Raw genomic sequence first — 24,684 nt, 5'->3', positions numbered from 1 at the left:
AGCAGGGGAGGGTGGGCCACGGCCCGGGGGGACGTCCACCCCGCGGGCCGTGGCCGTGTGTAAGACCGTCACGGCCAGAGCGGCCGGGGTCCGTTGGTGAAGCCCGACGCCATCTGCCAGGCGTCGAACCGCTCCAGCGCCACGTCGCCGTCGGCGCCGATACCGACGCCGACGGCCTCGTCCGGGCGGGTGGGGTAGATGCGGGCGGTGAGGGCACGCCCGTTGGCGAAGACCTCCAGTGCGGAGTGGTCGACGAGGACGCGCAGGTCGACCCGCCCGTTGGTGCCCAACGGCAGTTCGCCGTAACGGGGTTCGGTGTCGACCGTCGGGTCGAGGCTGCTGGTCTCGCGGCGCAGGAGGAGGGTGCCGCCCGTTCCGTCCTGCGCCCTGCTCACCTCCACGACCGTGCGTTCCGCGCCGTCCGGTGTCTCGCGGACCACGAGCCGGGCGGTCGCTCCGGGAGCGAGACGCAGGGTCGTCTCGATGTCCAGCTGGTCCCCGCGCACGGCGGGCAGCCGGGTGTACCGGTCGGCCTGCCGGCCCGGAGCCACCTCTACGCGCTCCCGCCGCAGCTCGGTCAGCTCCGGCGCCGGGGCCTGATGCAGGCCGCCGTCCGTGGCGAGCGTGACGACCCTCGGCAGGGACATCACGCCGCACCAGCCGGCCTGCGCGTTCGCCTCGTCCGTTCGTCCCTCCTGGAGCCAGCCGAACATGATGCGGCGGCCGTGCTCGTCGCGAGTGGACTGGGGGGCGTAGAAGTAGCGTCCGCCGTAGTCGAGGCGGTGGAGGGCGGTCGGGTTGAAGGTGTCGCCCTGGTAGCGGCCGGTCCAGTACAGGGGGTGGTGGGTGGTGCCCTCGTCCCAGGCGGAGAAGACCAGCACGTCGGTGCTGCCGGCCTCCTCGTCCTCGCCGAGCCGGAAGAGGTCGACGCACTCCCACATCGTGCCGGTCCAGTCGAGCTCGCCCTGATTCTGCGAGGCGTCGCCGGTCAGCAGGGGGCCGACGTAGCGCCAACTGCGCAGGTCGTCGGATTCGTACAGGAAGGCCGTTCCGCCGACGCCCCGGATGCCCGAGCCCACCAGCTGGCGCCACACCTGGCCCTCCCGCCAGACGCAGTGGTCGCGGAAAGCCGTGATGTCGACGCCCTCGGGCGGGGCGGTGATGACCGGGTTGGCCGGGTCCTTGGTCCAGTACCTCAGATCCGCCGATCCCCTGGCCACGCACGGGAGTTCATGCTCGCCGTGCCTGCCCGAGTAGACGAGCGTGGGCACTCCCGCGTCGTCCACCAGGACACCGGACCAACAGCCATCGCGGTCCGGGCCGTCCGAGCCTGGCACCAGGGCGACCGGCTCATCGGCCCAGTGCACGAGGTCGGTACTGGTGGCGTGGCCCCAGTGGATGCGGTGGTGGGCGGCGGCGAGCGGGTTGTACTGGTAGAAGAGGTGGTAGACGCCGTTCCAGTGGCTCAGCCCGTTGGGGTCGTTGAGCCAGCCGCCGGGCGAGGTGAAGTGGAAGCGGGGGCGGTGGGGGTCGCGCAGGGCGCGTTCGGCCAGCCCCTCGGCGACGGGAGTGCCGGAGGGGAGGGTGAGGTCGTGGGTCATGCGGCGGTGGTCTCCGCTTCCTCGGTGGCCTCGCCGTCCGGCCGGTCGGTGGCCTTCAGGACGCGGCGGGCGATGTCGGAGGCGGGTGCGCGCAGATGGCAGCGCACCCAGTGGGGCTGTCCGTCGTTCTCGCCGACGATGTGGCGGACGGGCTCGGTGCGACTGCACGCGCCGTCGTCGCCGTAGGGGCAGGACGTGGGGTGGAGGATCGCCTCGCGGAGCTTGGCTCGTTCGACGGGGTCGTAGCTGCCGGCCCGTTCGGGGTCGGGTACGGCGGACAGCAGTAGGCGGGTGTAGGGGTGGGCGGGGGCGTCCATGACGGCCAGTGCGTCGCCGCCCTCGACGAGTTCGCCGGCGAACATGACCATGGTGGTGTCCGCGAGGTAGCGGGCGGAGCCCAGGTCGTGGGTGATGTAGAGCATGGCGATGTTCCGCTCGTCGCGCAGGCGCCGCATCAGGTTGAGCACGCCGACACGCACGGAGACGTCCAGCATCGACGTCGGTTCGTCGGCCAGGATGAGGCGCGGTTCCACCGCCAACGCGCGCGCGATGGAGACGCGCTGACGCTGGCCGCCGGAGAGCTCGTGCGGGTAGGACTGGAGCATGTCCTCGGTCAGGCCGACCGTCGTCATCAGCTCGCGCAGCGCCTCGGGGGTGGCGTGGCGGCCGTGCAGGACGAGGGCGCGGGTGAGGAAGTGCTCGATGCGGTGCACGGGGTTGAGTGAGCCGAAGGGGTCCTGGAAGACCATCTGGACCTTGCGGCGGTACACCCGTGATGCCCGGCGCGGCTCGGTGCGCAGGATGTCCTGGCCGTCGAGCAGTACCTGTCCGGCGGAGGGCTGTTCGAGGCGGGCGAGGCAGCGGGCGATGGTGGACTTGCCGCTGCCGGACTCGCCGACCAGGGCGGTGATCCGTCCGGCCGGCAGGTCGAAGGAGACGTCGTTGACGGCTCGGACGCGGCGCCGGGAGAAGACGGTGCCGACCTGGAAGTCCTTGGTCAGACCGCGTACGGACAGCAGGGGCTGGGTCATCGCGGGGCTCCCTGGGCACTCTGGGCCACCCACCGGCCGGGGGCGATCTCGCGTAGGTCGGGGATGTTCATGGAGCAGTCCGAGCGGTCCTCGGGACAGCGGACGTGGAAGCCGCAACTGTCGGCGGTGCGCGGGGCGTCGAAGAGGCCGGTGAGCTCTTGGCGCGGGCCGGTCAGCGGCGGGAAGGCGTTCATCAGCGCCTCGGTGTAGGGGTGGAGCGGCCCCGCGAACAGGTCCTTGGCGTTGGCGAGTTCGACGATCCGTCCGCCGTACATCACGCCCATGCGGTCCGACAGCTCGATCATCAGGGACATGTCGTGGGTGATGAAGAGGATGGAGAAGCCCAGCTCCCGCTGGAGGTCGCGGATCTGCGCCATGATCTCCTGCTGCACGACCACGTCGAGCGCGGTGGTCGGCTCGTCCATGATCAGCAGCCGGGGGTGGAGTGCGACGGCCATGGCGATGACCACGCGCTGGCGCATGCCGCCGGAGAGCTGGTGCGGGTACGCCTTCAGCCTTCCCGGGTCGATGCCGACCAGCTGAAGCAGCTCGCCGGCCCGCTCCCGCGCGAGCCGCTTCTTGAGCTTCTCGTGGGTGGTGAAGATGTCGACGATCTGCTCGCCGATGGTCAGGACGGGGTTGAGGGAGTTCATCGCCGACTGGAAGACCATGGCGATCTCCCGCCACCGGAAGGCGCGCAGCTCCCGTGGGTCCAGGGCGAGGACGTCTCCGCCCTGGAAGCGGATGCTGCCGGCGGTGATCTCCGCCGGGGGCTTCAGCAGCCGCATCACGGCGTTGGCGATGGTCGACTTGCCGCAGCCGGACTCCCCGGCGAGGCCGAAGATCTCTCCGGCGCCGATGGAGAAGGAGACGTCGTCGGCGCCCACGACGGTGCGTCCGTCGCTGCGGTATTCGACGTGCAGGCCGTTCACCTCAAGTACGGGTTCCATGGCTCAGCCCCTCCTCTCACGTCGGGCACGGCGGTTGCGCAGCCTCGGGTTGGTGATCTCGTCGACCGCGTAGTTGACCAGCGCGAGCGCGAAGGCGACGAAGGCGATGCACAGTCCGGAGGGGATGAAGGCCCACCACGTGCCGGTCATCAGCGCGCCGTCGTTGCTGGCCCAGTACAGGTTGGTGCCCCAGCTGACGACGCTGCTGTCGCCGAGGCCGAGGAACTCCAGGCCGGCCTGGGCGCCGATGCCGAAGATCACGCAGCCGAGCAGCGTGGTCATCACCACGGACGCCATGTTCGGCAGGATCTCGCGGAACATGATCCGCAGCGGGCGCTCCCCGGTGACGACGGCCGCGGCCACGAAGTCCTTGCCGCGGATCGACTTGGCCTGCGCCCGCAGGACCCGGGCCGAGCCCGCCCAGCCGGTGACGACGAGCACCAGGATCACGGTGGAGGTCCCGGGCGGCAGGAACGCGGCCAGGATGATGAGCAGCGGCAGGCCAGGCAGCAGCAGGAAGATGTTGGTGACCAGGGTCAGCGCGTCGTCCACGATGCGGCCGAAGTACGCGGACGCCAGGCCGACGAGGATGGCGACCGCGGTCGCCACGAGGCCCACGGTGAACCCGACGAAGAGGGAGCTGCGCGCGCCCCACAGGGTGAGGGCGAGCACGTCCTGTCCCTTGGCGGTCGTACCGAGCCAGTGTGCGGTCGAGGGGGCCTGGCTGCCCGTGGAGTTGATGAGCGACGGGTCGCCCGGTGCGAGAACGGGAGCGAGCAGGGCCAGCAGCGCGAAGACGGCGAGCAGGATCAGCCCGGTCAGCGCCTTCTTGCTGTCGATGAGCTGGCGCACCAGTCCGCGCCGGCGGGACGTGCGTGCGGGGGCGGTCGGCGTGGTGGCCGTCGCGATCTCGATGGCGGTCATGTCGGCAGCCCCCTTCAGCGGACGCGGACGCGCGGGTCGAGGCGGACGTAGACGAGGTCGACGAGGAAGTTCGCGATCAGCACCGCCGCCGTGATCGTCAGGAAGATGCCCTGCATCAGCGGGTAGTCCAGGCCCTGGACGGCCATCAGCAGCTGGTAGCCGATGCCGGGGTAGGCGAACACGACCTCGGTGAGCAGCGCGCCGCCGACGACGAAGCCGAGCGCCATGCCGAAGTTGGTGACGGAGGGGAGCAGCGCGTTGCGGGCGGCGTAGCGGAACATGATCCGCGAGGGGCTGAGCCCCTTCGCCTCGGCCATGGTGATGTAGTCCTCGGCCGCAGTGGCGATCATGGTGTTGCGCATGCCGAGCATCCAGCCGCCGATGGAGACCAGCACGATGGTCAGCGCGGGCAGCACCAGGTGGGTGGCGACGTTGGAGAGGAATTCGCCGTTGAAGCCGGGGGTCAGTCCGACGTCGTAGGCGTGCCGCATGGGGAACCAGCCGAGGCTCACCCCGAACAGGTACAGCGCGCCCATGGCCAGCCAGAAGTAGGGGAACGAGCCGACGAAGATCAGCAGGGGCGGGAAGGCGGAGTCGAGGACGCCGCCGCGTCGCCAGGCGGCGACGATGCCGAGCAGGTTGCCGAGCACGGCCGCGATGACGAGCGCGACGCCACCGAGGAGCAGGGTCCAGCCGATCTGCGAGCCGATCACGTCGGTGACCGGGGTGGGGAAGCGGGTGATGGAGATGCCGAGGTCGCCGGTGAAGACGCTCTTGATGTAGCTGAGGTACTGCTCCCACAGGGGGCGGTGGTCGAGGCCGAAGAGTTTCCGCAACTGGGCTATCTGGTCGGGCTGCATCGTGCCCTGGGCCTGCGCGAACATCCGGGAGACCGGGTCGCCCGGCATGAAGCGCGGGAGCACGAAGTTCAGGGTGAGGGAGGCCCAGAAGGCGAGCAGATAGAACCCCAGGTTGCGCAGGATGAGACGCACGGGTCGTGCTCCTGTCGTAGGGGGTGCGGGGGTGCGGTGGGGAGCGGCCGTCCGGGGAGGAGGACGGCCGCCGATCCGTGCGTCAGCTCTTGACGGGCTTCAGCGACGTGAGCACGAGGATCGTGCTGCCGTTGCGGTTGCCGAGGGTGGCGTACGGGTTCTCTTCGGTGGGCCAGCCGGTGAAGCGGGCGTCCGTGTACGCGCCCCACTCGGGGCCGGTGAACAGCGGGACGACGGGCGCGTCCTTGTTGTACAGCTCCTGCAGGCCGTTCGTCTGCTCGCGCTGCGTCCTCTCGTCCGTGGCGGCGGCGAAGGCGTCGATGAGCTTGTCGGCCTTCTTGTCGCCGAAGCGGTGGTAGTCCTCCGTGGCCTGCTTGCCGACCGGCTGCACCATCTTGGTCGACATCACGCCGCGGTAGTACTCGTACGGGGTCGCGCCGTTGTTGCTCCACACGATGCCGGTGTCGAAGGTGCCGGTGTTGTACGAGGACGAGACCGCCGACCAGTCGGGCGTCTTCACGGTGGCGGTGATGCCGACCTTCGCGAGGTCCTGCTTGATGATGTTGGCGACCGAGATCCAGTCGGAGGAGGCGGAGCCGACGGAGATGTCGAGGGTGAAGTCCTTGCCGTTCTTCAGCTTCCGCTTGCCGCCGCTCTCCTTATAGCCGGCCGCATCCAGGGCCTTGGCTGCCGCGTCGGTGTCGTACTTCGTCCAGGTGCAGGAGGCGGCCAGCGACGTGTCACGCCACTTGTCGTAGGTGTGGGCCAGGCCCGTGCAGTCGGCGGGTTCGGCGTAGCCGTTCATCGCGACCTTGGTGATCTGGTCGCGGTCTACCGCCATGCTGAGCGCCTTGCGCGCGGCCGGGTCGTTGAACGGCGCCTTGGTGGTGTTCAACTGCCAGTTGATCATGGCGCCGGTGGCCGGGAACCAGTAGTGGTTGTGCTTCTTGTCCTTGGCGACGAAGGACTTCTCGATGTCCGGGATGAACGACTGCGTCCAGTCCACCTCGCCGTTGGTGAAGGCGACGTTGGCGCTGTCGTTGCCGGAGAAGGCGAGCATCTGGATGCCGGCGATCTGCTGCTTGTCCGGCTGCCAGTAGTCGGGGTTCTTGCGCAGCTCGTACGACTGGCTCTGGAACTTCTCGATCTTGGTGTACGGGCCGGTGCCGACCGGGTTCGGGTTGGTGAACTTCGCCGGGTCCTTCACCTTGGACCAGATGTGCTTCGGCAGGATGTAGTGGCCGCTGATCTCGTAGAAGGCGGTTGAGAACGCCTTGTTGAAAGAGAACTTCACCGTGTGGGCGTCGACCGCGGTGACCTTGTCGAGGTAGTCGAAGCCACCGAGCACCTTCTTCTGGAGCTCGAAGGTGTAGACGACGTCGTCGGCGGTGAGCGCCTGGCCGTCCGACCACTTCACGCCGTCGCGCAGCGTGAAGGTGAGGGACTTGCCGTCCTTGGCCTGCTCCCACTTGGTGGCCAGCCACGGCGTGTCCTTGGCGTCGGCCATGCTGTGTACCGCCAGCGGCTCGTAGACCGCCTGGAGGGTCATGGGGGCGGCCTGCGGGGAGAGCGGGTTGAAGTTGCGCGTGAACGTCGCCAGATCCTCGCGCGGGATGGTGAGCAGCTGGTTGCCGGAGGTGTCACCGGCGCCGGCGGCGCCCGAGCCACCCGTGCAGGCGGACAGGACCAGGGCTGCGGCGGCGGTCGCGGTGACCGCTCTCAGGGCGGGCCGAAGCCGCCGCGGGGCGATGGAGGGTGCCATAATGGAGACTCTTTTCCTCTCTTCAACACACAGGACGAAGACGGGATGGGATTCCTCGGCGGACTGATTCGCAGTCAGACCGACGAGCGTTCGAGCAGCGGGCAGTCGATCGTCACCCGGTGGGTGTCGAGCGGCTGCCCCGCTGCGAGAGCGGCGAGCATGTCGACGCCCTTGGTGCCCATGGCTTCGAAGGGCAGGGCGAGCGTCGTCAGCTTCGGCCGCAGATAGGCGGCGATGAGTTCCTGGTTGTCGAACCCCACCACGGCCACGTCGTGCGGGATGCGCAGCCCACGTTCCTTGATCGCGTCGTACGCGCCCATCGCCATCCGGTCGTTTCCGCAGAACAGCGCGGTCGGCCGGTCGGCTGCCGGGCGGTCCAGCAGTTCGCAGGCGGCGGTGTAGGCGCCGTCGGCGGTGGCCCAGCCGGGGATGACGAGGGAGGGGGCGGGGGTGATCCCGGACTCGCGCAGAGCACGCTCGTACCCTTCGCGCCTGCCGATGGCGGCCGGGATCGCCGGATCGAGGTTGATGAACCCGATGCGGGTGTGACCGGCGTCCAGGAGCCGGCGGGTCGCCTTGTATCCGCCGGACACCTCGTCGGGCAGGATGCACGGCAGCTCCCCTTCCGCGTCGTAGCAGTTGACGAGCACCGTCGGCACCTCGCGGGCGGCCTTCGGCAGGCTGACGGCCCGGTGCCAGGTCGTGGCGTACAGCAGCCCTTCCACGCGGTGCTCCAGCATCTGGTCGAGCGCGGCGGCCTCCTGCACGGGATCGCCCTCGCTCGCGGCGATCAGCAGGAACCTCCGGTCACCCCAGGCGCGGCTCTGCGCGCCCGTGATCACCTCCGCCGCGAAGGGGCCGGTCACGATCTCGGTGATCAGACCGAACCAGCCGCTGCGGTTGGCGGCCAGCGCCCGCGCCCCGGCGTTGGGCCGGTAGCCGAGCTCGTCGATCGCCTCCAGGATCCGCCGACGGGTCTCGTCAGGGATGGTTGCGCCGGGCTTGTCGTTGAGGACGAAGGAGACCGTGGTCCGCGAGACACCCGCGCGGCGAGCCACATCGCTCATGGTCACGCGCTGCGTCTTGTTGGTGGCCACTTTCAGTCCCCTTCGGTCGGTGGAGGTGCGCCGAGACCCCTCCGGTTTCGCGCTTTAATAACGCGCGTTACTACTGCATTGCTGGGAAGTTACGGCCGCCTTATGCGCCATGTCAATACATCGCCGGGTAACGAAGAAGGATGGGAATGAGACGCCTTCTCGGTGCCGTCGCTGGAGGCTGGGTGACGCCTCGGGAGGGCGGCCCGCAGGGCAACGGCATGGCTGTGGACTCGCCGCCGTGTCCCCGGCGGCTGCGGGCTCACGGCCGCTCGACGAACACGTCGATGCGCTCGGGGTCCCGCTCGACGACCGGATCGAGGATCTTGTCCACGCGCCTGACCAATTCGTCGTCCAGCGTGACGTCCGCAGCCTTGGCGTTCTCGACGACCTGCTCGGGCCGGGACGCTCCGACGATGGCCGCCGAGACATTCGTGTTGCGCAGCACCCACGCCAGGCTCAGCGTCGTCAGGGACATGCCTGCTTCAGCAGCAAGAGGAACCAGCTCCTGGACCCTGGTCAGGACCTCGTCGCGCATCCATCCGGCCACCGCGTCGCTGCCGCCGTTCGTGTCGGTGGCGCGGGAACCGGACGGCGGTTGCTGCCCCGGCTTGTACTTGCCCGTCAGCACACCCTGGGCGAGCGGGGACCACACGATCTGTCCGATGCCCAGCTCCTGGCAGAGCGGGACGATCTCCGGCTCGATCACGCGCCACAGCAGGGAGTACTGCGGCTGGTTGGACACCAGGCGGATCTTCAGTTCCCGCGCCAGCTGCGCCGCGGCCCTGATCTCCTGCGGCTTCCACTCCGAGACGCCGATGTAGTGCGCCTTGCCCGCGTGGACGACATCGGCGAGGGCCTCCATCGTCTCCTCGAGCGGAGTGGCGTAGTCGTAGCGGTGAGCCTGGTACAGGTCCACGTAGTCCGTGCCCAGGCGGCGCAGCGAGCCGTTGATCGACTCCATGATGTGCTTGCGGGACAGACCGCGGTCGTTCTTCCCCGGCCCGGTCGGGAAGTACACCTTGGTGCAGATCTCGACACCCTCACGGCGCACGCCCTTGAGGGCGGCGCCCAGTGCCTCCTCCGCCCGGGTCTCCGCGTACACGTCAGCGGTGTCGAAGGTGGTGATGCCGGCGTCGAGAGCGGCGCGTACACAGGCCGTGGCCGCGTCCTGGTCGACCTGCGAGCCGTGGGTGACCCAGTTCCCGTAGGCGATGGCGCTGACCAGCATGCCGCTGCCGCCCAGATGGCGATAGTCCATGTTCGGTGTCCCTTTCTGAGGACGAAGGAGACCGTGGTCAGCAAGGCACCCGCACCTCGCTCATGGCCACACGGCTTGTCCCTACCGTGGCCACTTCCCGTCCCCTTCGGCCGGCGGAGGCGTGACAATGCCTCCAGTTTCGCGCTTTAATAACGCGCGTTAGTGCTAGGTTGCGAGGAAGTTACGGGCGTTTCGCACCGCATGTCAATGCCTAGACATGGGCTGTATCAGGCCACCGCCCGGTGTCCTTCGCCCGTACGTACGCCCGGCCCGCCGGGCACCGGCCGAAACCCACGCGCGGATCGCGGCAGCTCCGCGCGCTTTCCCAGAGAGGCAGACCGTCACCATGGCTCGACTCGAGTCACCCAGCGGTGTCACCGTTCTCGGTGAGTGCGTCGCGGACGCCTTCACCGCCCCCGCCCTGTCCGGCCCGGGGGAACTCGCCCTGCGCGTCCTGCCGGGAGGCGGCCCCGCCAACACCGCCGTCGCCCTCGCCCGGCTCGGCACCCCCACCCGCTTCCTCGCGCGGCTCTCCCATGACGTCTTCGGCACGCTCTTCCGTAACCGCCTCAGCGACTCCGGTGTCGACCTGAGCGGCAGCGTCACCGCCCCCGAGCCCAGCACCCTCGCCGTCGCCGCCCTCGACGAGACCGGCCAGGCCACCTACACGTTCTACGCCGACAGCGCCGCCGACTGGCAGTGGACCGCCGACGAACTCGCCGACACCTCGCACGACGGCACCGTCTGCCTGCACACCGGCTCCCTGGCACTGATACGCCAACCCGGCGGCAGCCGCATCGAGGACCACCTCGCCAAGGCACGCGAACACGTCACCGTGTCCATCGACCCCAACGTCCGCCCCCTGCTCGTACCGCCCTCCGCCTACCGGGAACGGCTCCCACGCTGGTGCGCCCTCGCCGACATCCTCCGCCTCAGCGAGGACGACCTCGGCTTGCTCCTCCCCGGCGTCGGCCCCGAAGAGGCGTGCGACACCTGGCACGCCGCCGGCGCGCGCCTCGTCGTCATCACCCTCGGCTCACGCGGCGCTCTCGCCTCCCTCGACGGCCTCCGCGTCACCGTCCCGGCCCCGGCCGTCGACGTCGCCGACACTGTCGGCGCCGGGGACTCCTTCACCGCAGGTCTGCTGCACCGTCTCACCGCCCTCGGCCACCTCGGCGGCCGGCTCGAAGCGCTGAGCCTCGAAGACGTCACCCAAGCCTGCGCCTTCGCTGCCTGCGTCGCCGCCCAGACCTGCTCCGTCCCCGGCGCAAACCCGCCCTGGGCGGACGAAGCGGCGCTGAAAGCCGGCGTCGAACGGCTCCTGTTCCACGTCTGAACGCACATGCCCGTTCCCGCGCCATGACTGCCAAAGGCCCTTGTGACCCTACAAGACTGCCGACATGACACACGTGATCATGGTCAGTGACTACGACCCCCGCTGGCCCGATCGGTTCCAGGACCTGCGGCAGCGACTGGCACCTCACGTCGCGGATCTTGCTGTGTCCATCGAGCATGTCGGCAGACCATCCCCGCAGGACCTGTACGAGGCCGCCGACATCGACGGCGCCACCCGCTGGGTCCGCTTCCGCTACGTGACCTGGCCCGGCCTGCGCTCCACGCGCACTTCGTGCTCATCACCATCACCATCGCCGCGTTCAGCCTGTCCGCGCAGATCAACGTGATGACGCAAGGCGGGCCGCTGGACTCCACCACCACGGTTGTCTACCAGGCCGTTCAGACCGGATACGGGCAGCAGCAGACCGGGTACGCGTCCGCGATCTCCCTCGTCTTCTTCGTTCTGGTGCTGGCGGTCTCCCTGATCCAGCGCTTCCTCACCCGGGAGAAGGACTGACATGGCCTCCGCATCCTCCGCGCCCGGACCGCCGCCGGATGCCGTTGCTGCGCTCGCTCGTCCTGCAGGCGGCGCGCATCGTGCTCGCGCTGTTCTTGGCCTTCCCGATCGTGTTCATGCTGGTGTCGTCGCTCAAGCCGGACCAGCAGATCTTCAGCGACCTGGACAGCATCAAGGCGTTCCTGCCGGTCGGCCACCTGTCCCTGGACAACTACACCGGGGTATTCGACCGGGTTCCCGCTGCCCGGTTCCTGATTACCTCCATCGGGATCTCCGCGGTGACCGTGGTGCTGGGCATCTTCGTCAACAGCCTCGCGGCGTTCGCCCTGTCCCGGATGCGCCGGCGCGGCAAGAAGGTCGTGCTCGCCGCGATCATCGCGACGCTGATCGTGCCGTTCGAGACCTTCGCGCTGCCGTTGGTCTGGTGGGTCAACCAGCTGCCCTGGCTTCAGGTGAACGGTTTCCACCTCGCCCTGACGGAAGGCTGGCTGGACACCTACCGGGTGCAGGTCCTGCCCTTCGTGGCCAACGCCTTCTCCGTCTTCCTGTTCCACCAGTACTTCCAGAGCATCCCCAAGGAGCTCGACGAAGCAGCCATCATCGACGAGGCCGGCTGGTTCGGGATCTACCGGCGCATCGTCATGCCGCTGTCGAGTCCGGCGATCGCCACGGCGGCGATCCTGACCTTCCTGCCGGCCTGGAACTCCTACCTGTGGCCGCTGATGGTCGTCCAGAGCGAGAACCTGCGGCCCGTGATGGTCGGCATCCAGTACTTCTTCCAGCTCAACCCCTCCTGGGGCCAGATCATGGCCTACGCCTCGATGATCACCGTGCCGGTGCTCACGCTGTTCGTGGCGTTCCAGCGGGCCTTCGTCAACAGCATCGCCTCCAGCGGAGTCAAGGCTGACCGCAGGCGCGCACGCCTGCCCCGCCGGCCCTCCCACTCTCTTCTCTGCCCCCACGCTGTGCTTCAGCGCACCCTTAGAAAGGCTTCGTGTGCCTACGCCGCCCATCGATTCCCACCTGCCCGCCGTACACCTGCGACCGCCCCGCAACTGGATCAACGATCCCAACGGGCTGGTCTTCCACGACGGCCAGTACCACGTGTTCTGCCAGTACAACCCGTACGGTCCGCAGCACGCGAACATGCACTGGGGTCACTTCCGCAGCCCGGATCTGATCACCTGGGAAGAGCTTCCGATCGCGCTCGCCCCCACCTCCGGTGGTGACGACGCGGACGGCTGCTACTCCGGCAACGCCATCTCCGTCGAGGGCCGGCTGGTGGCCTTCTATTCCGCCAACCGCACGGGCCGCTGGTGGCAGCCGGTCACCACCGCCGAGTCCCACGACGGCGGGCACACCTGGGCCAAGCGGCCTCAACTCCTCATCCCGGGGCCACCCGCCGACACCACCATGTACCGGGACCCCTACGTCTGGCGGCAGGACGGCCACTGGCGGATGCTCGTCGGCGCGGCCCTCGCCGACGGCCGCGGCGCGGCACTGCTCTATGAATCGGACGACCTGGAGCACTGGGATTACCGCGCCCCCTTCCACACCAGCAGCCCAGCCACCACCGCCGACGGCCCGGCGGGCTGGGAATGCCCCCAGTACGCGACCTTCGGCGACCGCGGTGTCCTGATCGTCAGCGACTGGACGCCGGAGGGCGGCCCCAGCCACGTGACGGTGCACACCGGCCGCGAGGAGTCAGCCCGTTTCACCGCAACTGCGCCACCTGTACGGCTGGACCACGGCCCGGACTTCTACGCCCCCGCCCTGCTCAAGGCCCCCGAAGAAGACCGTTGGCTGTTGTGGGGCTGGGCGTGGGAGGCCCGCGACGACACCTGGGCGCACGAAGCGGGCTGGGCGGGAGTCCTCACCCTCCCGCGCGAACTGACTTTGGCCGACGACGGCACGGTCGGCCAGCGCCCCGCCCGCGAGCTGCTCGCCCTGCGCGGCGAACGCGTCCTGCACCGCACCGGACACGTCACCCGATCCGGGCCGGTCGACCTGGGGCAGGTCAGCCGCACCTTCGACCTCACCGCCGTACTGATCCCCGACCCCACCGGCTTGTGTGGTCTGCGCCTGGTCACCTCCGCGGACGGCACCGAATACCTCGACATCGGCCTCGACCCCACCGCCGGTCAGCTCACCGTCGACCGAAGCCACGCCTCATGGGACCCGCGCGCACGGACGGGCACCTACGCCGTCCCCTGCCCGGCGGCGAAGGTCCCCGGCTCACCCGTCGAACTCCGCGTGATCATGGACGGCTCGATCGCCGAGATCTACCTCGCCACCGGCCAGGTCCTCACGATCAGGTTCTATCCGCTCGGCGACGCGCCCTGGCGCCTGCAGGCCCGCACGATCGGCACCGGCAGCAGCGACTTCGCCGTGGAGGCATGGGACCTGAACCCCCGGCCGAATCCGTCAACAGCCTCTCACGGCAAGCCGACCACGGGACGTGTGACCGCCCGGTGACCCCGCCCACCATGCCTCCCCTCCTCACGGCGGCCGGAGTCGCGCCCCGCGTCGTGATGGAGATCCTCGGTCACTCACAGATCAGCATCACCATGAACGTGTACACGGACGTCGTGCAGGACACGCAGCGCGAGGCCATGAGCCACATGGACCGGCTGCTCAGGAGGCGTCCCGGTCGTCAGTGACCCGTCGCCGTTGATGTCAGATCTGGATGTCAGAAAGGGGTCCACCTCCGAAATTTCGGAAGTGGACCCAGGAGAGGCCCGGTCAGAAGCCGACAGGATTACAACCCAACTGGGTACGGCTCGTCCCGTTTCGAGGGATGGGCTGACCTGGGGAGACGTTGAATGGCGTCTGGACGGGCAGGTCCTCTTCTTGAGGGGAGGAGACGGTGTCGGTGGGGTCGTTGTTCGAGGCGATCGAGGCCGAAGAGGCGGAGGTCCCGGAGCGAGTGGAACAGCTTGAAGCCCGGCTGGCCGAGTTGACCGAGGGGCTGGAGGCTGAGCGCGAGAGACTCTCGCGGCCGGTGATCACCCCTGAGACGGTCGGTGAACTCCTGGCGAGGATGACGGACGACAGTGCCGTGGACGAGCCGGTGCGGCAGACGCCGTCGGTGGGTGACGGGTCGCCGTTTGAGGGGGCGGAGCGTCGGGTTGCAAGGGTGTTGTCGGTGCCGAAGTGGCAGCCGGGCATGGAGACGAGTGCGCTGCCGCAGATCTACCAGGACATTCTGGAGGTCGCGCCGAAGCCGTCCTCAAACTCCGCGCCGTCACCAGCAACGGACACACAACGCCCATTTCACCTATCACACCGCCCACGAACACGAACGGCTCTACCCCACCCCTGACCAGGCCACATGCAGACTGACCGCCTGATCCACGACCTTCACTTCAGCAGACCCTGGCTATTCAGGCCCGACGCCCACGTCGCCGAAGGGAAGGTCGCCTGAGGCGGCGGGATTTCTACTTCTCCGGGTGGGACGTAACCCTGCTGCCACAGCGTCTTCAGAGTGTGGACGACGAACAGGATCTCGGATGAAGCGCCGGTACGAAGAGGGCTGCCCGGACCGCCCGCTGCCGGGCGGCACCGAATGCGTCAGGCCGGTCGGCAGCAGCGCGGACGAACGGAACCATCCGTAAGTGGTTCTCGCAGAACGCAAGTTGAGTCCAGTTCACCGCGATCGACGACTGTGCTGGCGGCTTTTTTGCTGGTTGGCGCGTGATATCCAAGGCGGCGTTGCCGCCTGCGGCTTTCGCGGCGGCCCGGCGGGTGGCATCGCGCAGGGCTTCCGGACGCATGACCACGCCCTTGCCGTCGACCTGGACCACCAGCGGCATCTGTCTGCTGCAGGGGACCGGGATCCTGGCGCGGTAGAAGTCGTCGGCGTCGACCGCGGCCGCGACCACCAGTTCTTCGAGTCGGCGTTTGCCCAGCACCTTCCCGCAGCGACGCTCGACTGCCTGCTGGGCTTGGTCGAACGACCCGCGCACTGATTCGGTGACCGCGAGTCGGCGCAGGCCCATCGAGTGTCGGCCCGCCGGCAGCGACAGCGCCGCGTCGGTGGGGTGGATGTTGCAGACGCCGGGGCCTCGGTGGGCGACCCGGGTGACGCGGACCAGCCCGAACACGCTGGCCAGCCAGCGTGAGTGCCCCGTCTCCCGCCGGGGCCGCAGCTGTCCTTCCGGACCCATCACCACAGGTCTGCCACTGGCACGGATCTGTTCCTCTTCCCGCCGGGCACGTAGGTCAAGGTGGTCCTGCAGCAGTTGCCGTAACAGTTCCCGCCCGCCCGCGTCGAGGTGTTCTTCCAGCTCGGCGTGGGTCCACTCGCTCGCATCGCCGCCCGACAGGGTGTGCATCAGCGATTCGAAGGCGCTTATGGAGCGGGCAAAGGGGCCAGTGGTGGCATGAGTGTCGTACGGTGTCATCTCCGGGGCTCTTCCTGATCCTGCATCCGATATGGGTCGCACCTTCGAATGTAGGCGGAAGAGCCCTGCTGTCAGCGGGAGTTGGGTGGAGCAGCCGTCGGGCGGCGGGCCGGGGTGAACAACCCGGGGGCCTCTTCGTCGAGCCAGCCTCGCTCCACCAGCCGCTTCAGCTTCGACCGGGTGCCCTCGATCTTCCCGGTCTCGGCCGGCAACCCGATCCTCGGCACGATCTGCTTGGCGCGGATCGGCCCCGGTGCGTCGGCAACCACTTCCACGATGTCGCGATATACCGACGGCAGCACGTCTGACATCATGCCGGGTTGCCAGTTCGGCACCGTCAGCACCCCGATAACCTGCCGCTCGGCCCCCGCATACGCCGACGCCATCCGCTCACCCGATCGCGACGGTCCGGCATCTGCCCCCACGGGCATCTCAGTCTCCATCTCCGCGAGAACCTCGGTGACCGTTTCCCGTGTGATCCGCAGGCGCTTCAGGCTCTCACGGGCCCGCTCCAGCTTCCCGGACAGCTCAGCAAGCTCGGCTTCCAGCTCTTCCACCTGAACCCGAGCCGCTGCCTCGCGGGCTTCCAACTCCTCGAACAGCGAGCCCATCTGCCACCCCTCCTCCACCACCACGGTAGAGACGAGCGGCCGCGAACACAGCCCAGACGGAGGTCGGTTGTCGGCGGCAGGGACTAATGTCCGTGCTCGCCGTCGATAGGAGAGCCGTGAACACGCACGCGCACTGGCCGGGAGTTCGAGAACGCGTCATCGCAGTGGAGGAGACCGAGCGTCGAGCCCGTGGCCGTGGTCCGTCTCGATACCCGACGTTCGAACCTGTCCTGACTCCCGCCGAGATCGCTGAGGTCGAAGCACAGTTCGGTGTCGCGCTCCCCGACGAGTACCGCACGTTTCTGGCGGATGTCGGTGCCGGCGGCCCCGGACCGGCGTTCGAGCTCACGTCATTGCGCCGAATCGACGGGCAGTGGGGATGGGTCTGGGAGAACGACGAGGACCATCCCTGGCTGCTGGATCCGAGTGGGCCGTTCGTCGAGACGGAAGACTGGGCCGCCCAGCAGATGGCGACCCTTCGCGCCGCCCGGTACGAACCCACCACACGTGACGAAGACGACGACTACCTGGACGACTACCGCAAGCTCTTCGGCGACGCCGGCGACGATGTCTGGTTCCTGGAACGCGGGCGGGGTGCGATCCCCATCAGCGACAACGGATGCGGGATGACCGGCTGGCTCATCGTTGTCGGCCCGCACCGCGGGGAACTCCGCGACCGGAACTGCGCGGTCAACCCGCCCTTCGAGCCGTACGTCGACGCAAACGGAAACCGTCACACCTTCCGCAGCTGGTACCTCGAGTGGCTTGAGCAACGCGAGAGGGCAGCTCGATGATCAAGGGCTGGTGACCCTGGCCCGCCCCACGCACAGCGACCTACTCAACCCTTCCCTTCAAAGGAACTGCACCCAAATCCGAATGCACTCAAGGTTGTTGGCCGTATCTTCATCGGTCCAGGTCCCCGAGGACAACCCGTACCTGCCTTCGCTGCGCCACCTTCTCGCCCACCGGCTCAGCCACTCGGGAATGTTCGACCAGGCTCTCGATCAGTTCCGACGCATCGGCCCCTGGTGCGGCGCCACCCCCTGGAGCAGCAGCAACGACCCCATCGTCGCCTTCGACACCGAGCGCGCCATCGCCGCCGCCAACGCCGGCCGCCGCGCTAAAGCCACTCAGGGACTGCCGGAAAACGACTCCACGAAGTCCCCAGAGGGCGGTTCGTAGCCAGCACCGGTCGCCAGGAATCAGTAGCCAGCGCCACGGCCGCCGCCGATCCGCAGCGCGTCCGCAGTGATCGCGACGGTGCGGGTCGAGAAGAGCAGCCGGAATCGCGGCTCGGCCAGCACCTCCCGGTAGGTGGCACGGTGGTTGCCCTGCGCGGGCTCGGCGGTTGGAGTCATGACGCGCAGCCTCGCCGTGCGCCCACGCCGCTCACCAATGATTCGTCGCTGGACGAATCGGAACAGACGTCCGGCGGTAGCATGGCGCGGTGCTGCGCTTCGAAGTCTCCGTCGAGGACCTGCTGCGCAGCCGCTTCGCACTGTCGCCCGCACTGGACCTGTGCTTCCTGCTACGTTCGCTCGCCGGCCAAGGCCAGCGGCTGCCGCGAGCCTGGGCCGCCCGGCTCCTGCCGGCCTTTGAACGGCTTCGCCGCGAGAGCGAACTGAACGCCGCCCTCGCGCTGCAGGCCCCGCAATCCGGACCGAACTTCGTCGCCCCGCCCCCGCGCGGCCTCAGCCAGACCTGGGCAGACGACCTGGCCATGATCCGGGCCACACCGCTGGAAGCGGCCCGCCACGAATTCGCCACCACCGCGACCGGCCCGTCCGCCCGTGATCCCCGCGTCCGCGCAGTGCTGGACTCGGCGGACGCCGTCTCCAGGATCGCCGAGACGATGGACCAGGCCTGGCACGAGCTGCTCGCCGCGGACTGGCCGCAACTGCGCGCGATCTGTGAGCGCGATGTCGTGCACCGGGTGGGTGTGATCGGCGAACACGGATGGGCCGCGACCATCGAGAGCCTGCACCCGGGCGTCGCCTGGCGCGCCGGCGGTATCGAGATCGGCTTCTTCCGAGGCGGAACAGTCCGCCTCGCCGGTGACGGGCTCCTGCTGATTCCTTCGGTCTTCGTCGGGCATATCGCCGCCCAGGTGGAAGACCCCTGGCCCAGGACCTTGGTCTATCGTGCCCGCGGCACCGCCGCCCTGTGGGGCGAACAGGAGACCGTCCCCCGACCGGACGCCCTGACCGCTCTGGTCGGCCGGGCCCGAGCCCGGCTGCTGGTGGCGCTGGACGCCCCGGCCAGTACCAGCCACCTCGCCCGAAGCCTCGCCATGGCACCCGGCGCGGTAGGAGACCACCTCGCCATCCTGCGAGGCGCGGGACTGCTCGTCCGCGCCCGGTCCGGACGGTCGGTGCTCTACCGGCGCACCCCGCTCGGCGAGGCACTGGTCGGCGGTTCGGGCTGAGGGCTCAGATCAGCACTGTTTTCTGAGGCGCCGCCAGCAGATGATTGCGCAGCCGAGGGTGAGGAAGGCCTGGTGGATGTCGGAGCGGATCTCCCAGCGGATACGCAGCCGGCGGAACCAGCGCAGAAGCGCGAAGGCCGCTTCGACGACCCAACGGTTCTTGCCCAGGCCGCTTCCGTGCTCGGTGCCGCGCCGGGCAATGAGCGGGCGGATGCCCAGTCACGGACCTGGCGGCGGTAGATGTTGTGGTCGTAACCGCGGTCGGCGTAGAGGACGTCGGGGCGCCGACGGGGACGTCCGCGCTTGCCGCGGACGGGCGGTACGGCGTGGATCAGGGGCAGGAGTTGGGTGACGTCGTTGCGGTTGCCACCGGTCACGGTGGCGGCCAGGGGTATGCCGTGGGCGTCGACAATGACGTGGTGCTTGCTGCCCGTCTTGCCCCGGTCGACTGGCGAGGGCCCAGTGGCGTCTCCGCCCTTCAGGGGCCGCAGGTGGGAGCCGTCGACGGAGGCGCGGGACAGGCCCAAGGCGTCGCCAGCTCGGAGTTCGGCGAGCAGGAGTTCGTGCAACTGCTGCCACACGCCGGCCTCCTTCCAGTCGCGCAGCCGCCGCCAGCAGGTCATCCCGGAGCCGAAGCCCAGCTCCTGTGGCAGGAACTCCCACCGGATCCCCGTGTACAGCACGAACAGGATCCCGCACATGGCTCTGCGCTGGTCAAGCCGTTTGCGTCCGGGATGGCGGTAGCGCCGCTCCACTACCGGGAGCAGCGGTTCAATCCGCTCCCACAGCCCGTCCTCGACCTCCCACGGCTTGCGCTTCACCGCCCCAGAAGCCGTCGCACACCCCCGCACCCCGCCGATACAGATACGAGGAAAACACAAGCTGACGGACAGTCATTCCCAGTAGCTCATTGTGTTAGGAGTCCTAAATGCGGGTCAGATCCACGGTAGGACGCGGCACTGACAACAGGCAGGGAGTAGACGTACCAGCCCGAAAGGAACCAGCCACGTGACCATCCAGCGGCGCGTCCAGAGCCGCCACGACAGGTCGCCGACCTCTCCGTTCTTCCCGATCCGCCCTAGGGCCCGCGAGCCCTCGGCGCGGCGCGGCAGTCGCACCGCCACCCGCCACGAATCTCTCGGCGCGGCCCGGCTGGAGCCCCGTACCCGGCAGCAGCTGGCCTGTCAGATCCCGTGCCTAGGCTGTCCGCAGAGATTCGATCAAGGAGCAGCGGTGCGAATAGAGCGTCACCAGGTGGGCGGGTCCGTCGTGTCGACAGCACGCGAAGATTTCACGAACCGCATCGGGGGTCAGGTGCGGTCCATGTCGCGGGCCGGCCGGATGGCCACCTACGAGTGGCAGTCGATCGCCGACGAGTTCCTCGACTACCTGGGCGCCCTCTCCGTCGAGACTCCTGACCTCGACACCTCGGAGGCCAAGGCCGCCCTCAAGGACGCCTCCGAGGCCGCGGCCGGCGCCGTCGCCTACGCGGCGTACCACCCACACTGCAGCTTCCAAGTCTTCCTGGAGTACGTGAACTTCGGCATGAGCTACGACCCGGGTGAGGATGCCCCCGAGGAGAGCGTCACGCCCGGGGAGTGGATCGACGCGCTCTGCCTGTCGGTCCTCAGGGACAAAGCCAAGTGGCACGGCGAGGCCTTCCACTTCGCCCGGAAGAAGTTCGCCGCGCAGGCGCAGGGAACGCCCGCCGGCGAGCTCGCCACAGGACTGATGGCCGTGGTCCTGGACGACACCGGTGGCGACGAGGAGTACCCGCCGAGCGCGCAGGCCAAGCTCGCCGCCATTGACGCAGCCCTGGACCGCATCCGTACCCGCGCCGGGGAGACGGGCGAGCCCCTCCAAAACCGGCCGGACAGCGTAGCGCTGCACACGCTGCGCGCCCTGGCCGCCGAGGACCGGGAGGCCTTCGATGCCGCGCTGGCCGACCTCCTGGTCAGGCACACCACCCTGCACGGCCCCGCAGCCTCCCCGAGCACCCTTCTCCCACTCGTCCCCATGGCCCTCGCCGCGCTCGCGTACCGGACCCTGGGCTGGGCGCCTGCCATCCACACCGACTACCTCCCGCACGCACTGATCACCGGCTTCGAGAGCCGAGGCCCGCGGGTCGCGGGGTTCGGCCGGAACCGGCGGCCGGACGCGGTGGCCGCGCTCACCGCAGGCCCACTGGTGGTGGAGCGGCCGGCCCTCGACTGGACGGTGGGCCCGCAGATCGAGGCCATCCATGAGGAACACGCTCGGGAGGCGTTCACCCCCGTCGACGGCAAACCCCTCGCTGTCTGGCAGCTCGGCAGCGTCATGAGCGACCAGGAGCGCCTCTTCAAGTGGCGAGCGGGGAACCCCGGCGGCGTCACGGACGCCCAGCTCGCGAACCTTCGGCTGGCCTCCCAAATGGGGGCGGCCCTTTTCCGCATCGCACTGGCGGAGCCGGGCACCGAGGTTGAGGTGACCATCGACGGCCGCAAACTGCGCTACCCGGCCCAGCGGGACGAGGAAGCCGGAGCTGGCAACTGGCAGACGGCCACGACCTTCGCCCTCATCACCGGCGCACGCGAAGACCTCGCCCCCCTGGTCCTCACCGGCCCTGCCTTCGCCCGCCCGGACGGCTCCGCCTTCACCGCGTACCGCGAAGCCCTCCACGCCTACCTGAAGGGCACCGATCCCGAACCGGCCGCGCAGCGGGCCTTGCAGCAGGCAGAGAGCGCCAAGGACTGGGGCTTCGCCATGCCGCCGGCCGTACTGCTGTCGCAGCTCGTGGAAGGCGACGAGGAGAGCTTCAACCTGGCCCTGGCCGATGCGCTCGAAGCCCACCGCAACTACTACCAGGTCGCCGACCGCGCCGACGATCCGGATGCTTCCGTCAACCTCGACGTCCTCGCCCTGGCCTGCCACGCTCGCCGCCGCAGCTGGGACATCCGCGTCGAATCCCCATACCTTCCGCAGGGTCTCCTGCGCGCCGCCGAACCCTTCTAGGTCCTGTCGTCAGATTCCCGTCGACCGCCCGGAGGGCGGGCCCTGCGGCGTCAGGTGGGTGCTCTCGGCGTGCCGGGTACAGGCCCTCGTACTGGACGTACTTGGGTCTGTGCCCGGTGCGGCGAAGGGGGTCCCTTGATGACGCTCCGTCACGCTCCACGAAAATCTTGCCTGAACCTTTCAGGGCTCTGTCCGCAGTTCCGTGAATCCCATCGCCGTGGACGGCCCGGCCGTTGTGCTCTACGCCGCGTCATGAATGATCAGCCCATGGGCTCGATGCAACCGGATGTGACGTGGCCGTTCACCGACGGCACCTGTCCTCATGACGTGCTGGCCATCGTGCAGCGGACGGTGGCCGACGGTAGCCACCCAGCGCTGATGGTGGTCCATGATGATGAACAGGACTGGCTTCTCGCTGACGGGCTTCATAATCCGAACGCGGACGGAGCGTCGATCGTCTGCCATCTAGATCCAATGCCGTTGTCTTTGCTGTAGGCGTACTGTGCTTGGCAGTTCGTCCCGGGGGTGGTTCGGATGGCTGCGAGTGTGTCTGACTTATCGGGTCTCGGCCTGTTGACCTGGGTGTATCCACCAGGCTTGGTGGACCGGGTGGTGGCGGCGTGCGGCCGTGCCGAGCGACGTCAGCGGCTGCTTCCCGCGCGGCTGGTGGTGTACTTCGTGCTGGCGTTGGCCCTGTTCTCACCTGCCCCGTATCTGGAAGTGATGCGCCACCTCGTCGAGGGCTTGCGGGGCTCGGGGCTGCTGGGCAACTGGCGTGTTCCGGCGAAGTCCTCACTGTTCAGGGCCCGGCAGCGGCTGGGCTCCGAGCCGCTGCGAGTGCTGTTCGCCACGACCGCGAAGCCCATGGCGACCGAAGCGACGCCCGGCGCGTTCTGGCGGGGCTTGCGGCTGCTCGCCGTCGACGGCACCTGCTGGGACGTCGCGGACAGTGAAACCAACGAGACTGCCTTCGGACGTCCGGGCAGCGGCCGCGGGTCGGGCAGGAGCGCGTTTCCGCAAGTGCGAATGGCAGCTCTGGTGGAGATCGGCAGCCATGCGGTGCTGGACGCGGAACTGGCCGGCTGCCGCACCGGGGAAGTCACTCTGGTAGGCCGCCTGCCGCGTTCGACCAGCCCAGGTCAGCTGGTCCTGGCCGACCGTGAGTTCCTTGGCGTCCCGTTGTGGCAGGCGTTCACAGCCACCGGCGCCGACCTGCTGTGGCGGGTGCCCGCCAACCGCGTCCTGCCCGTCACCAAACAGTTCCGCGACGGGTCATGGCTCTCACACATCAGAGCGAGCAGCGGCCCGGCCCGCAAGGAGCCGGTTGTAATCCGTGTCCTGGCCTACCGGCTCAAGGACCGGGCCGGTGAGGGTGAGACCGACGGCTATCGCCTGGTCACCAGCCTGCTGGACGCCCGACGGTATCCTGCCCGACAGCTGGCCGCGCTCTACCGCGAACGCTGGGAGATCGAGTCCGTCTTCGCCGAGATCAAGACCCATCAGCGTGGCGCACGCGTCGTCCTCAGCAGCAAAACACCCGACGGTATTCACCAGCAGATCTGGGCACACCTGCTGGTCCACCACGCTCTGCGGGAACTCATGCTGAGAACGGCTGCCACCCGTGGCCTGGACCCTGACCGGGTCATCCTTCACCGAAACCCTGCGCTCTGCCCGGCGCAGCGTGACCGTCACGCCGGGCAGATTTTCCCCTGACCTCCTGGTCAGAGCACTGGCGATGCTCGAGCAGGACCTCCTGGAACGGCTCCTGCCCGTCAGACGCCTCCGCAGCCGGCCCCGCGTGGTGAAACGCAAGATGTCCAACTACCACCTCAAGCAAACTGAACACCGTTCCTGGCCACAGCCGACCCGCACCGGCCCTCAAGCGGTCCTCATCACAAGACCCCAACCCGCAAGCCCGTAACGCAACGGCATTGCATCTAGATCATGTACTCAGCCTCGACCCATCTGTCGCGGCTTTGGCCAGCCTGCCGCCTAGCCATATTGCTGAGCGGGTCTCTCGAGACGAGCCGTGGTCAATTCGTTCGTGGACCTACGAGGACGAGACGTCGTCCTGACCTCGGCGCCATCCTGGGTGAGGATCCGGATCCGGAGGAGCTCGAACGAGGCCCGATACCTTGTCCTCCCCGCGCATGCGGAAGTAGCTCCCGAGTCGCGCCCGTTCCGCGCGCCGAGGGGCGCCGCAAGGAGGGTGTGTCGTTCACTGTTCACCGCATCCTGGCGTCGGTCGCGGACGAGGACGAGCGGTGGGCGGCGATTGAGGACGCGCCGTTCAACCCGCGCACCGGGGCTCGGCAGTGGACGCCGGACGGCGCGAAGCGGGTCGTCGGCCAGCGGGTCGACCGGCCGGTCACAGTGGATGAGAAGGTCCAGGCCGTCGCTGACCTGACCCGGGACGATGAGGTCGCAGCGCAGGTCGCCACCGACCTGCTGAAGCGTCCGACGGTCACCGAGCACGTCACCTCGGCCGAGAGGGTGCGGGTCGTCACGGAGCTGACCAGGGACGACCCCGTCGCCCAGCAGGTGACCACCGACCTGCTGCGCCGTCCGGCCGTCGCCCGCAAGACGATGCGGGACGATTATCCGGACTACGGGTTGGCTGCTGCCTGATCTCAATGAGGCCAGGTCCGCAGCGGTACGCCTGGATGGGTCGTTCTGCAGACGGGCTACTCGTGATGACTGCCTCACCGGGTCGTGTCCCGGGTCAAAGAGTGGAGCGTGTGCCTGGTCGCAACGCCCACGAGATGATCGCTGGGGCAGAATCAGATC

The 24,684-nt window shown here is 68.7% G+C and carries 21 protein-coding genes and 4 pseudogenes; 13 read left to right on the top strand and 12 right to left on the bottom strand.

Annotated features, from left to right (window positions below):
* Window positions 1-68 precede the first annotated feature (68 nt).
* The 8 genes from AAFF41_RS41170 to AAFF41_RS41135 form a co-directional block, all read right to left on the bottom strand.
* Window positions 69-1,601, bottom strand: coding sequence for a glycoside hydrolase family 32 protein (locus AAFF41_RS41170; RefSeq protein ID WP_343325642.1), 1,533 nt, complete (start codon window positions 1,599-1,601; stop codon window positions 69-71).
* A complete protein-coding gene (locus AAFF41_RS41165) occupies window positions 1,598-2,632 on the bottom strand; it encodes an ATP-binding cassette domain-containing protein (protein WP_343325641.1) in 1,035 nt (344 codons plus the stop codon). The genes AAFF41_RS41170 and AAFF41_RS41165 overlap by 4 nt, the downstream gene beginning before the upstream one ends.
* Window positions 2,629-3,582: an ABC transporter ATP-binding protein gene (locus AAFF41_RS41160; RefSeq protein WP_343325640.1), complete on the bottom strand. Its 954-nt coding sequence runs from the start codon at window positions 3,580-3,582 to the stop codon at window positions 2,629-2,631. The genes AAFF41_RS41165 and AAFF41_RS41160 overlap by 4 nt, the downstream gene beginning before the upstream one ends.
* Window positions 3,583-3,585: 3 nt before the next feature.
* Window positions 3,586-4,506 (bottom strand): ABC transporter permease, encoded by a 921-nt coding sequence (locus AAFF41_RS41155; protein WP_343325639.1) that lies wholly within the window; start codon window positions 4,504-4,506, stop codon window positions 3,586-3,588.
* A 14-nt stretch (window positions 4,507-4,520) separates the two neighbouring features.
* Window positions 4,521-5,498, bottom strand: coding sequence for an ABC transporter permease (locus tag AAFF41_RS41150; RefSeq protein ID WP_093595270.1), 978 nt, complete (start codon window positions 5,496-5,498; stop codon window positions 4,521-4,523).
* 82 nt (window positions 5,499-5,580) lie between these two features.
* On the bottom strand, window positions 5,581-7,260 hold the full coding sequence (locus tag AAFF41_RS41145; protein WP_319754033.1) for an ABC transporter substrate-binding protein: 1,680 nt from the start codon (window positions 7,258-7,260) through the stop codon (window positions 5,581-5,583).
* Between the two features lie 74 nt (window positions 7,261-7,334).
* Entirely contained in the window at window positions 7,335-8,357 is a 1,023-nt protein-coding gene (locus tag AAFF41_RS41140; protein ID WP_343325638.1) for a LacI family DNA-binding transcriptional regulator, read from the bottom strand.
* 259 nt (window positions 8,358-8,616) lie between these two features.
* A complete protein-coding gene (locus AAFF41_RS41135) occupies window positions 8,617-9,615 on the bottom strand; it encodes an aldo/keto reductase family protein (protein WP_327137098.1) in 999 nt (332 codons plus the stop codon).
* Between the two features lie 346 nt (window positions 9,616-9,961).
* On the opposite strand from AAFF41_RS41135, the gene AAFF41_RS41130 reads away from it, so the two are divergent.
* From AAFF41_RS41130 to AAFF41_RS41105, 6 genes and pseudogenes are all read left to right on the top strand, one after another.
* Window positions 9,962-10,951, top strand: a complete 990-nt coding sequence (locus AAFF41_RS41130; RefSeq protein ID WP_343325637.1) for a carbohydrate kinase family protein — start codon at window positions 9,962-9,964, stop codon at window positions 10,949-10,951.
* 291 nt (window positions 10,952-11,242) lie between these two features.
* On the top strand, window positions 11,243-11,467 hold the full coding sequence (locus AAFF41_RS41125; protein ID WP_218137252.1) for a hypothetical protein: 225 nt from the start codon (window positions 11,243-11,245) through the stop codon (window positions 11,465-11,467).
* A gap of 38 nt (window positions 11,468-11,505) precedes the next feature.
* Window positions 11,506-12,336, top strand: a pseudogene (locus tag AAFF41_RS41120) (carbohydrate ABC transporter permease); the annotation flags it as partial.
* Between the two features lie 127 nt (window positions 12,337-12,463).
* On the top strand, window positions 12,464-13,942 hold the full coding sequence (locus AAFF41_RS41115; protein WP_319754036.1) for a glycoside hydrolase family 32 protein: 1,479 nt from the start codon (window positions 12,464-12,466) through the stop codon (window positions 13,940-13,942).
* Window positions 13,943-13,962: 20 nt separating this feature from the next.
* Window positions 13,963-14,127: pseudogene (locus tag AAFF41_RS41110) on the top strand (site-specific integrase); the annotation flags it as partial.
* A gap of 212 nt (window positions 14,128-14,339) precedes the next feature.
* The gene (locus tag AAFF41_RS41105) at window positions 14,340-14,789 is read left to right on the top strand and encodes a hypothetical protein (RefSeq protein WP_319754037.1); all 450 of its coding nucleotides are present in this window, start codon (window positions 14,340-14,342) and stop codon (window positions 14,787-14,789) included.
* 352 nt (window positions 14,790-15,141) lie between these two features.
* Here AAFF41_RS41105 and AAFF41_RS41100 read toward each other — a convergent pair.
* Together AAFF41_RS41100 and AAFF41_RS41095 are read right to left on the bottom strand one after the other, a co-directional pair.
* Window positions 15,142-15,870: pseudogene (locus AAFF41_RS41100) on the bottom strand (ISKra4 family transposase); the annotation flags it as partial.
* Between the two features lie 71 nt (window positions 15,871-15,941).
* Window positions 15,942-16,481, bottom strand: a complete 540-nt coding sequence (locus AAFF41_RS41095) for a hypothetical protein (RefSeq protein ID WP_319754038.1) — start codon at window positions 16,479-16,481, stop codon at window positions 15,942-15,944.
* A gap of 86 nt (window positions 16,482-16,567) precedes the next feature.
* Here AAFF41_RS41095 and AAFF41_RS41090 point away from each other — a divergent pair, with 86 nt between their 5' ends.
* Both AAFF41_RS41090 and AAFF41_RS41085 read left to right on the top strand, forming a co-directional pair.
* On the top strand, window positions 16,568-17,275 hold the full coding sequence (locus tag AAFF41_RS41090; protein ID WP_343325636.1) for an SMI1/KNR4 family protein: 708 nt from the start codon (window positions 16,568-16,570) through the stop codon (window positions 17,273-17,275).
* 97 nt (window positions 17,276-17,372) lie between these two features.
* Window positions 17,373-17,663, top strand: coding sequence for a hypothetical protein (locus AAFF41_RS41085; RefSeq protein WP_319754040.1), 291 nt, complete (start codon window positions 17,373-17,375; stop codon window positions 17,661-17,663).
* A gap of 47 nt (window positions 17,664-17,710) precedes the next feature.
* Here the strand turns inward: AAFF41_RS41085 and AAFF41_RS41080 are convergent.
* Window positions 17,711-17,848, bottom strand: a pseudogene (locus AAFF41_RS41080) (MFS transporter); the annotation flags it as partial.
* A gap of 80 nt (window positions 17,849-17,928) precedes the next feature.
* Here AAFF41_RS41080 and AAFF41_RS41075 point away from each other — a divergent pair.
* On the top strand, window positions 17,929-18,906 hold the full coding sequence (locus tag AAFF41_RS41075) for an ArsR/SmtB family transcription factor (RefSeq protein WP_343325635.1): 978 nt from the start codon (window positions 17,929-17,931) through the stop codon (window positions 18,904-18,906).
* A gap of 9 nt (window positions 18,907-18,915) precedes the next feature.
* On the opposite strand, the gene AAFF41_RS41070 is transcribed toward AAFF41_RS41075, so the two are convergent.
* Window positions 18,916-19,727 (bottom strand): IS5 family transposase gene (locus AAFF41_RS41070; RefSeq protein WP_343325634.1). Its coding sequence is split into 2 segments (ribosomal slippage): window positions 18,916-19,124 and window positions 19,124-19,727, totalling 813 coding nucleotides; the frame shifts between segments, so codons are not numbered across the junction.
* Between the two features lie 433 nt (window positions 19,728-20,160).
* On the opposite strand from AAFF41_RS41070, the gene AAFF41_RS41065 reads away from it, so the two are divergent.
* The 4 genes from AAFF41_RS41065 (at window position 20,161) to AAFF41_RS41050 (ending at window position 24,525) form a co-directional block, all read left to right on the top strand.
* A complete protein-coding gene (locus tag AAFF41_RS41065) occupies window positions 20,161-21,897 on the top strand; it encodes an immunity 49 family protein (protein WP_343326435.1) in 1,737 nt (578 codons plus the stop codon).
* Window positions 21,898-22,164: 267 nt separating this feature from the next.
* On the top strand, window positions 22,165-22,392 hold the full coding sequence (locus AAFF41_RS41060; protein ID WP_319752122.1) for a hypothetical protein: 228 nt from the start codon (window positions 22,165-22,167) through the stop codon (window positions 22,390-22,392).
* A gap of 105 nt (window positions 22,393-22,497) precedes the next feature.
* Complete coding sequence (locus AAFF41_RS41055; protein ID WP_343326434.1) at window positions 22,498-23,610, top strand: IS4 family transposase; 1,113 nt, start codon at window positions 22,498-22,500, stop codon at window positions 23,608-23,610.
* Window positions 23,611-23,841: 231 nt separating this feature from the next.
* A complete protein-coding gene (locus AAFF41_RS41050; protein ID WP_343325633.1) occupies window positions 23,842-24,525 on the top strand; it encodes a DUF6192 family protein in 684 nt (227 codons plus the stop codon).
* The last annotated feature ends 159 nt before the right edge of the window (window positions 24,526-24,684 follow it).

Source organism: Streptomyces mirabilis (assembly GCF_039503195.1).
Classification (GTDB): domain Bacteria; phylum Actinomycetota; class Actinomycetes; order Streptomycetales; family Streptomycetaceae; genus Streptomyces; species Streptomyces mirabilis_D.
The sequence above is the reverse complement of the archived record's forward strand: the minus strand, read 5'-3'. Positions and strand labels throughout refer to the sequence as shown.

What these genes read in the sequence shown, in the direction of transcription:
- AAFF41_RS41170 (WP_343325642.1), bottom strand. Translation starts at nt 1,601, where the DNA reads ATGACCCACGACCTCACCCTCCCCTCCGGCACTCCCGTCGCCGAGGGG.
- AAFF41_RS41165 (WP_343325641.1), bottom strand. Translation starts at nt 2,632, where the DNA reads ATGACCCAGCCCCTGCTGTCCGTACGCGGTCTGACCAAGGACTTCCAG.
- AAFF41_RS41160 (WP_343325640.1), bottom strand. Translation starts at nt 3,582, where the DNA reads ATGGAACCCGTACTTGAGGTGAACGGCCTGCACGTCGAATACCGCAGC.
- AAFF41_RS41155 (WP_343325639.1), bottom strand. Translation starts at nt 4,506, where the DNA reads ATGACCGCCATCGAGATCGCGACGGCCACCACGCCGACCGCCCCCGCA.
- AAFF41_RS41145 (WP_319754033.1), bottom strand. Translation starts at nt 7,260, where the DNA reads ATGGCACCCTCCATCGCCCCGCGGCGGCTTCGGCCCGCCCTGAGAGCG.
- AAFF41_RS41135 (WP_327137098.1), bottom strand. Translation starts at nt 9,615, where the DNA reads ATGGACTATCGCCATCTGGGCGGCAGCGGCATGCTGGTCAGCGCCATC.
- AAFF41_RS41130 (WP_343325637.1), top strand. Translation starts at nt 9,962, where the DNA reads ATGGCTCGACTCGAGTCACCCAGCGGTGTCACCGTTCTCGGTGAGTGC.
- AAFF41_RS41095 (WP_319754038.1), bottom strand. Translation starts at nt 16,481, where the DNA reads ATGGGCTCGCTGTTCGAGGAGTTGGAAGCCCGCGAGGCAGCGGCTCGG.
- AAFF41_RS41090 (WP_343325636.1), top strand. Translation starts at nt 16,568, where the DNA reads ATGTCCGTGCTCGCCGTCGATAGGAGAGCCGTGAACACGCACGCGCAC.
- AAFF41_RS41060 (WP_319752122.1), top strand. Translation starts at nt 22,165, where the DNA reads ATGGGCTCGATGCAACCGGATGTGACGTGGCCGTTCACCGACGGCACC.
- AAFF41_RS41050 (WP_343325633.1), top strand. Translation starts at nt 23,842, where the DNA reads ATGTACTCAGCCTCGACCCATCTGTCGCGGCTTTGGCCAGCCTGCCGC.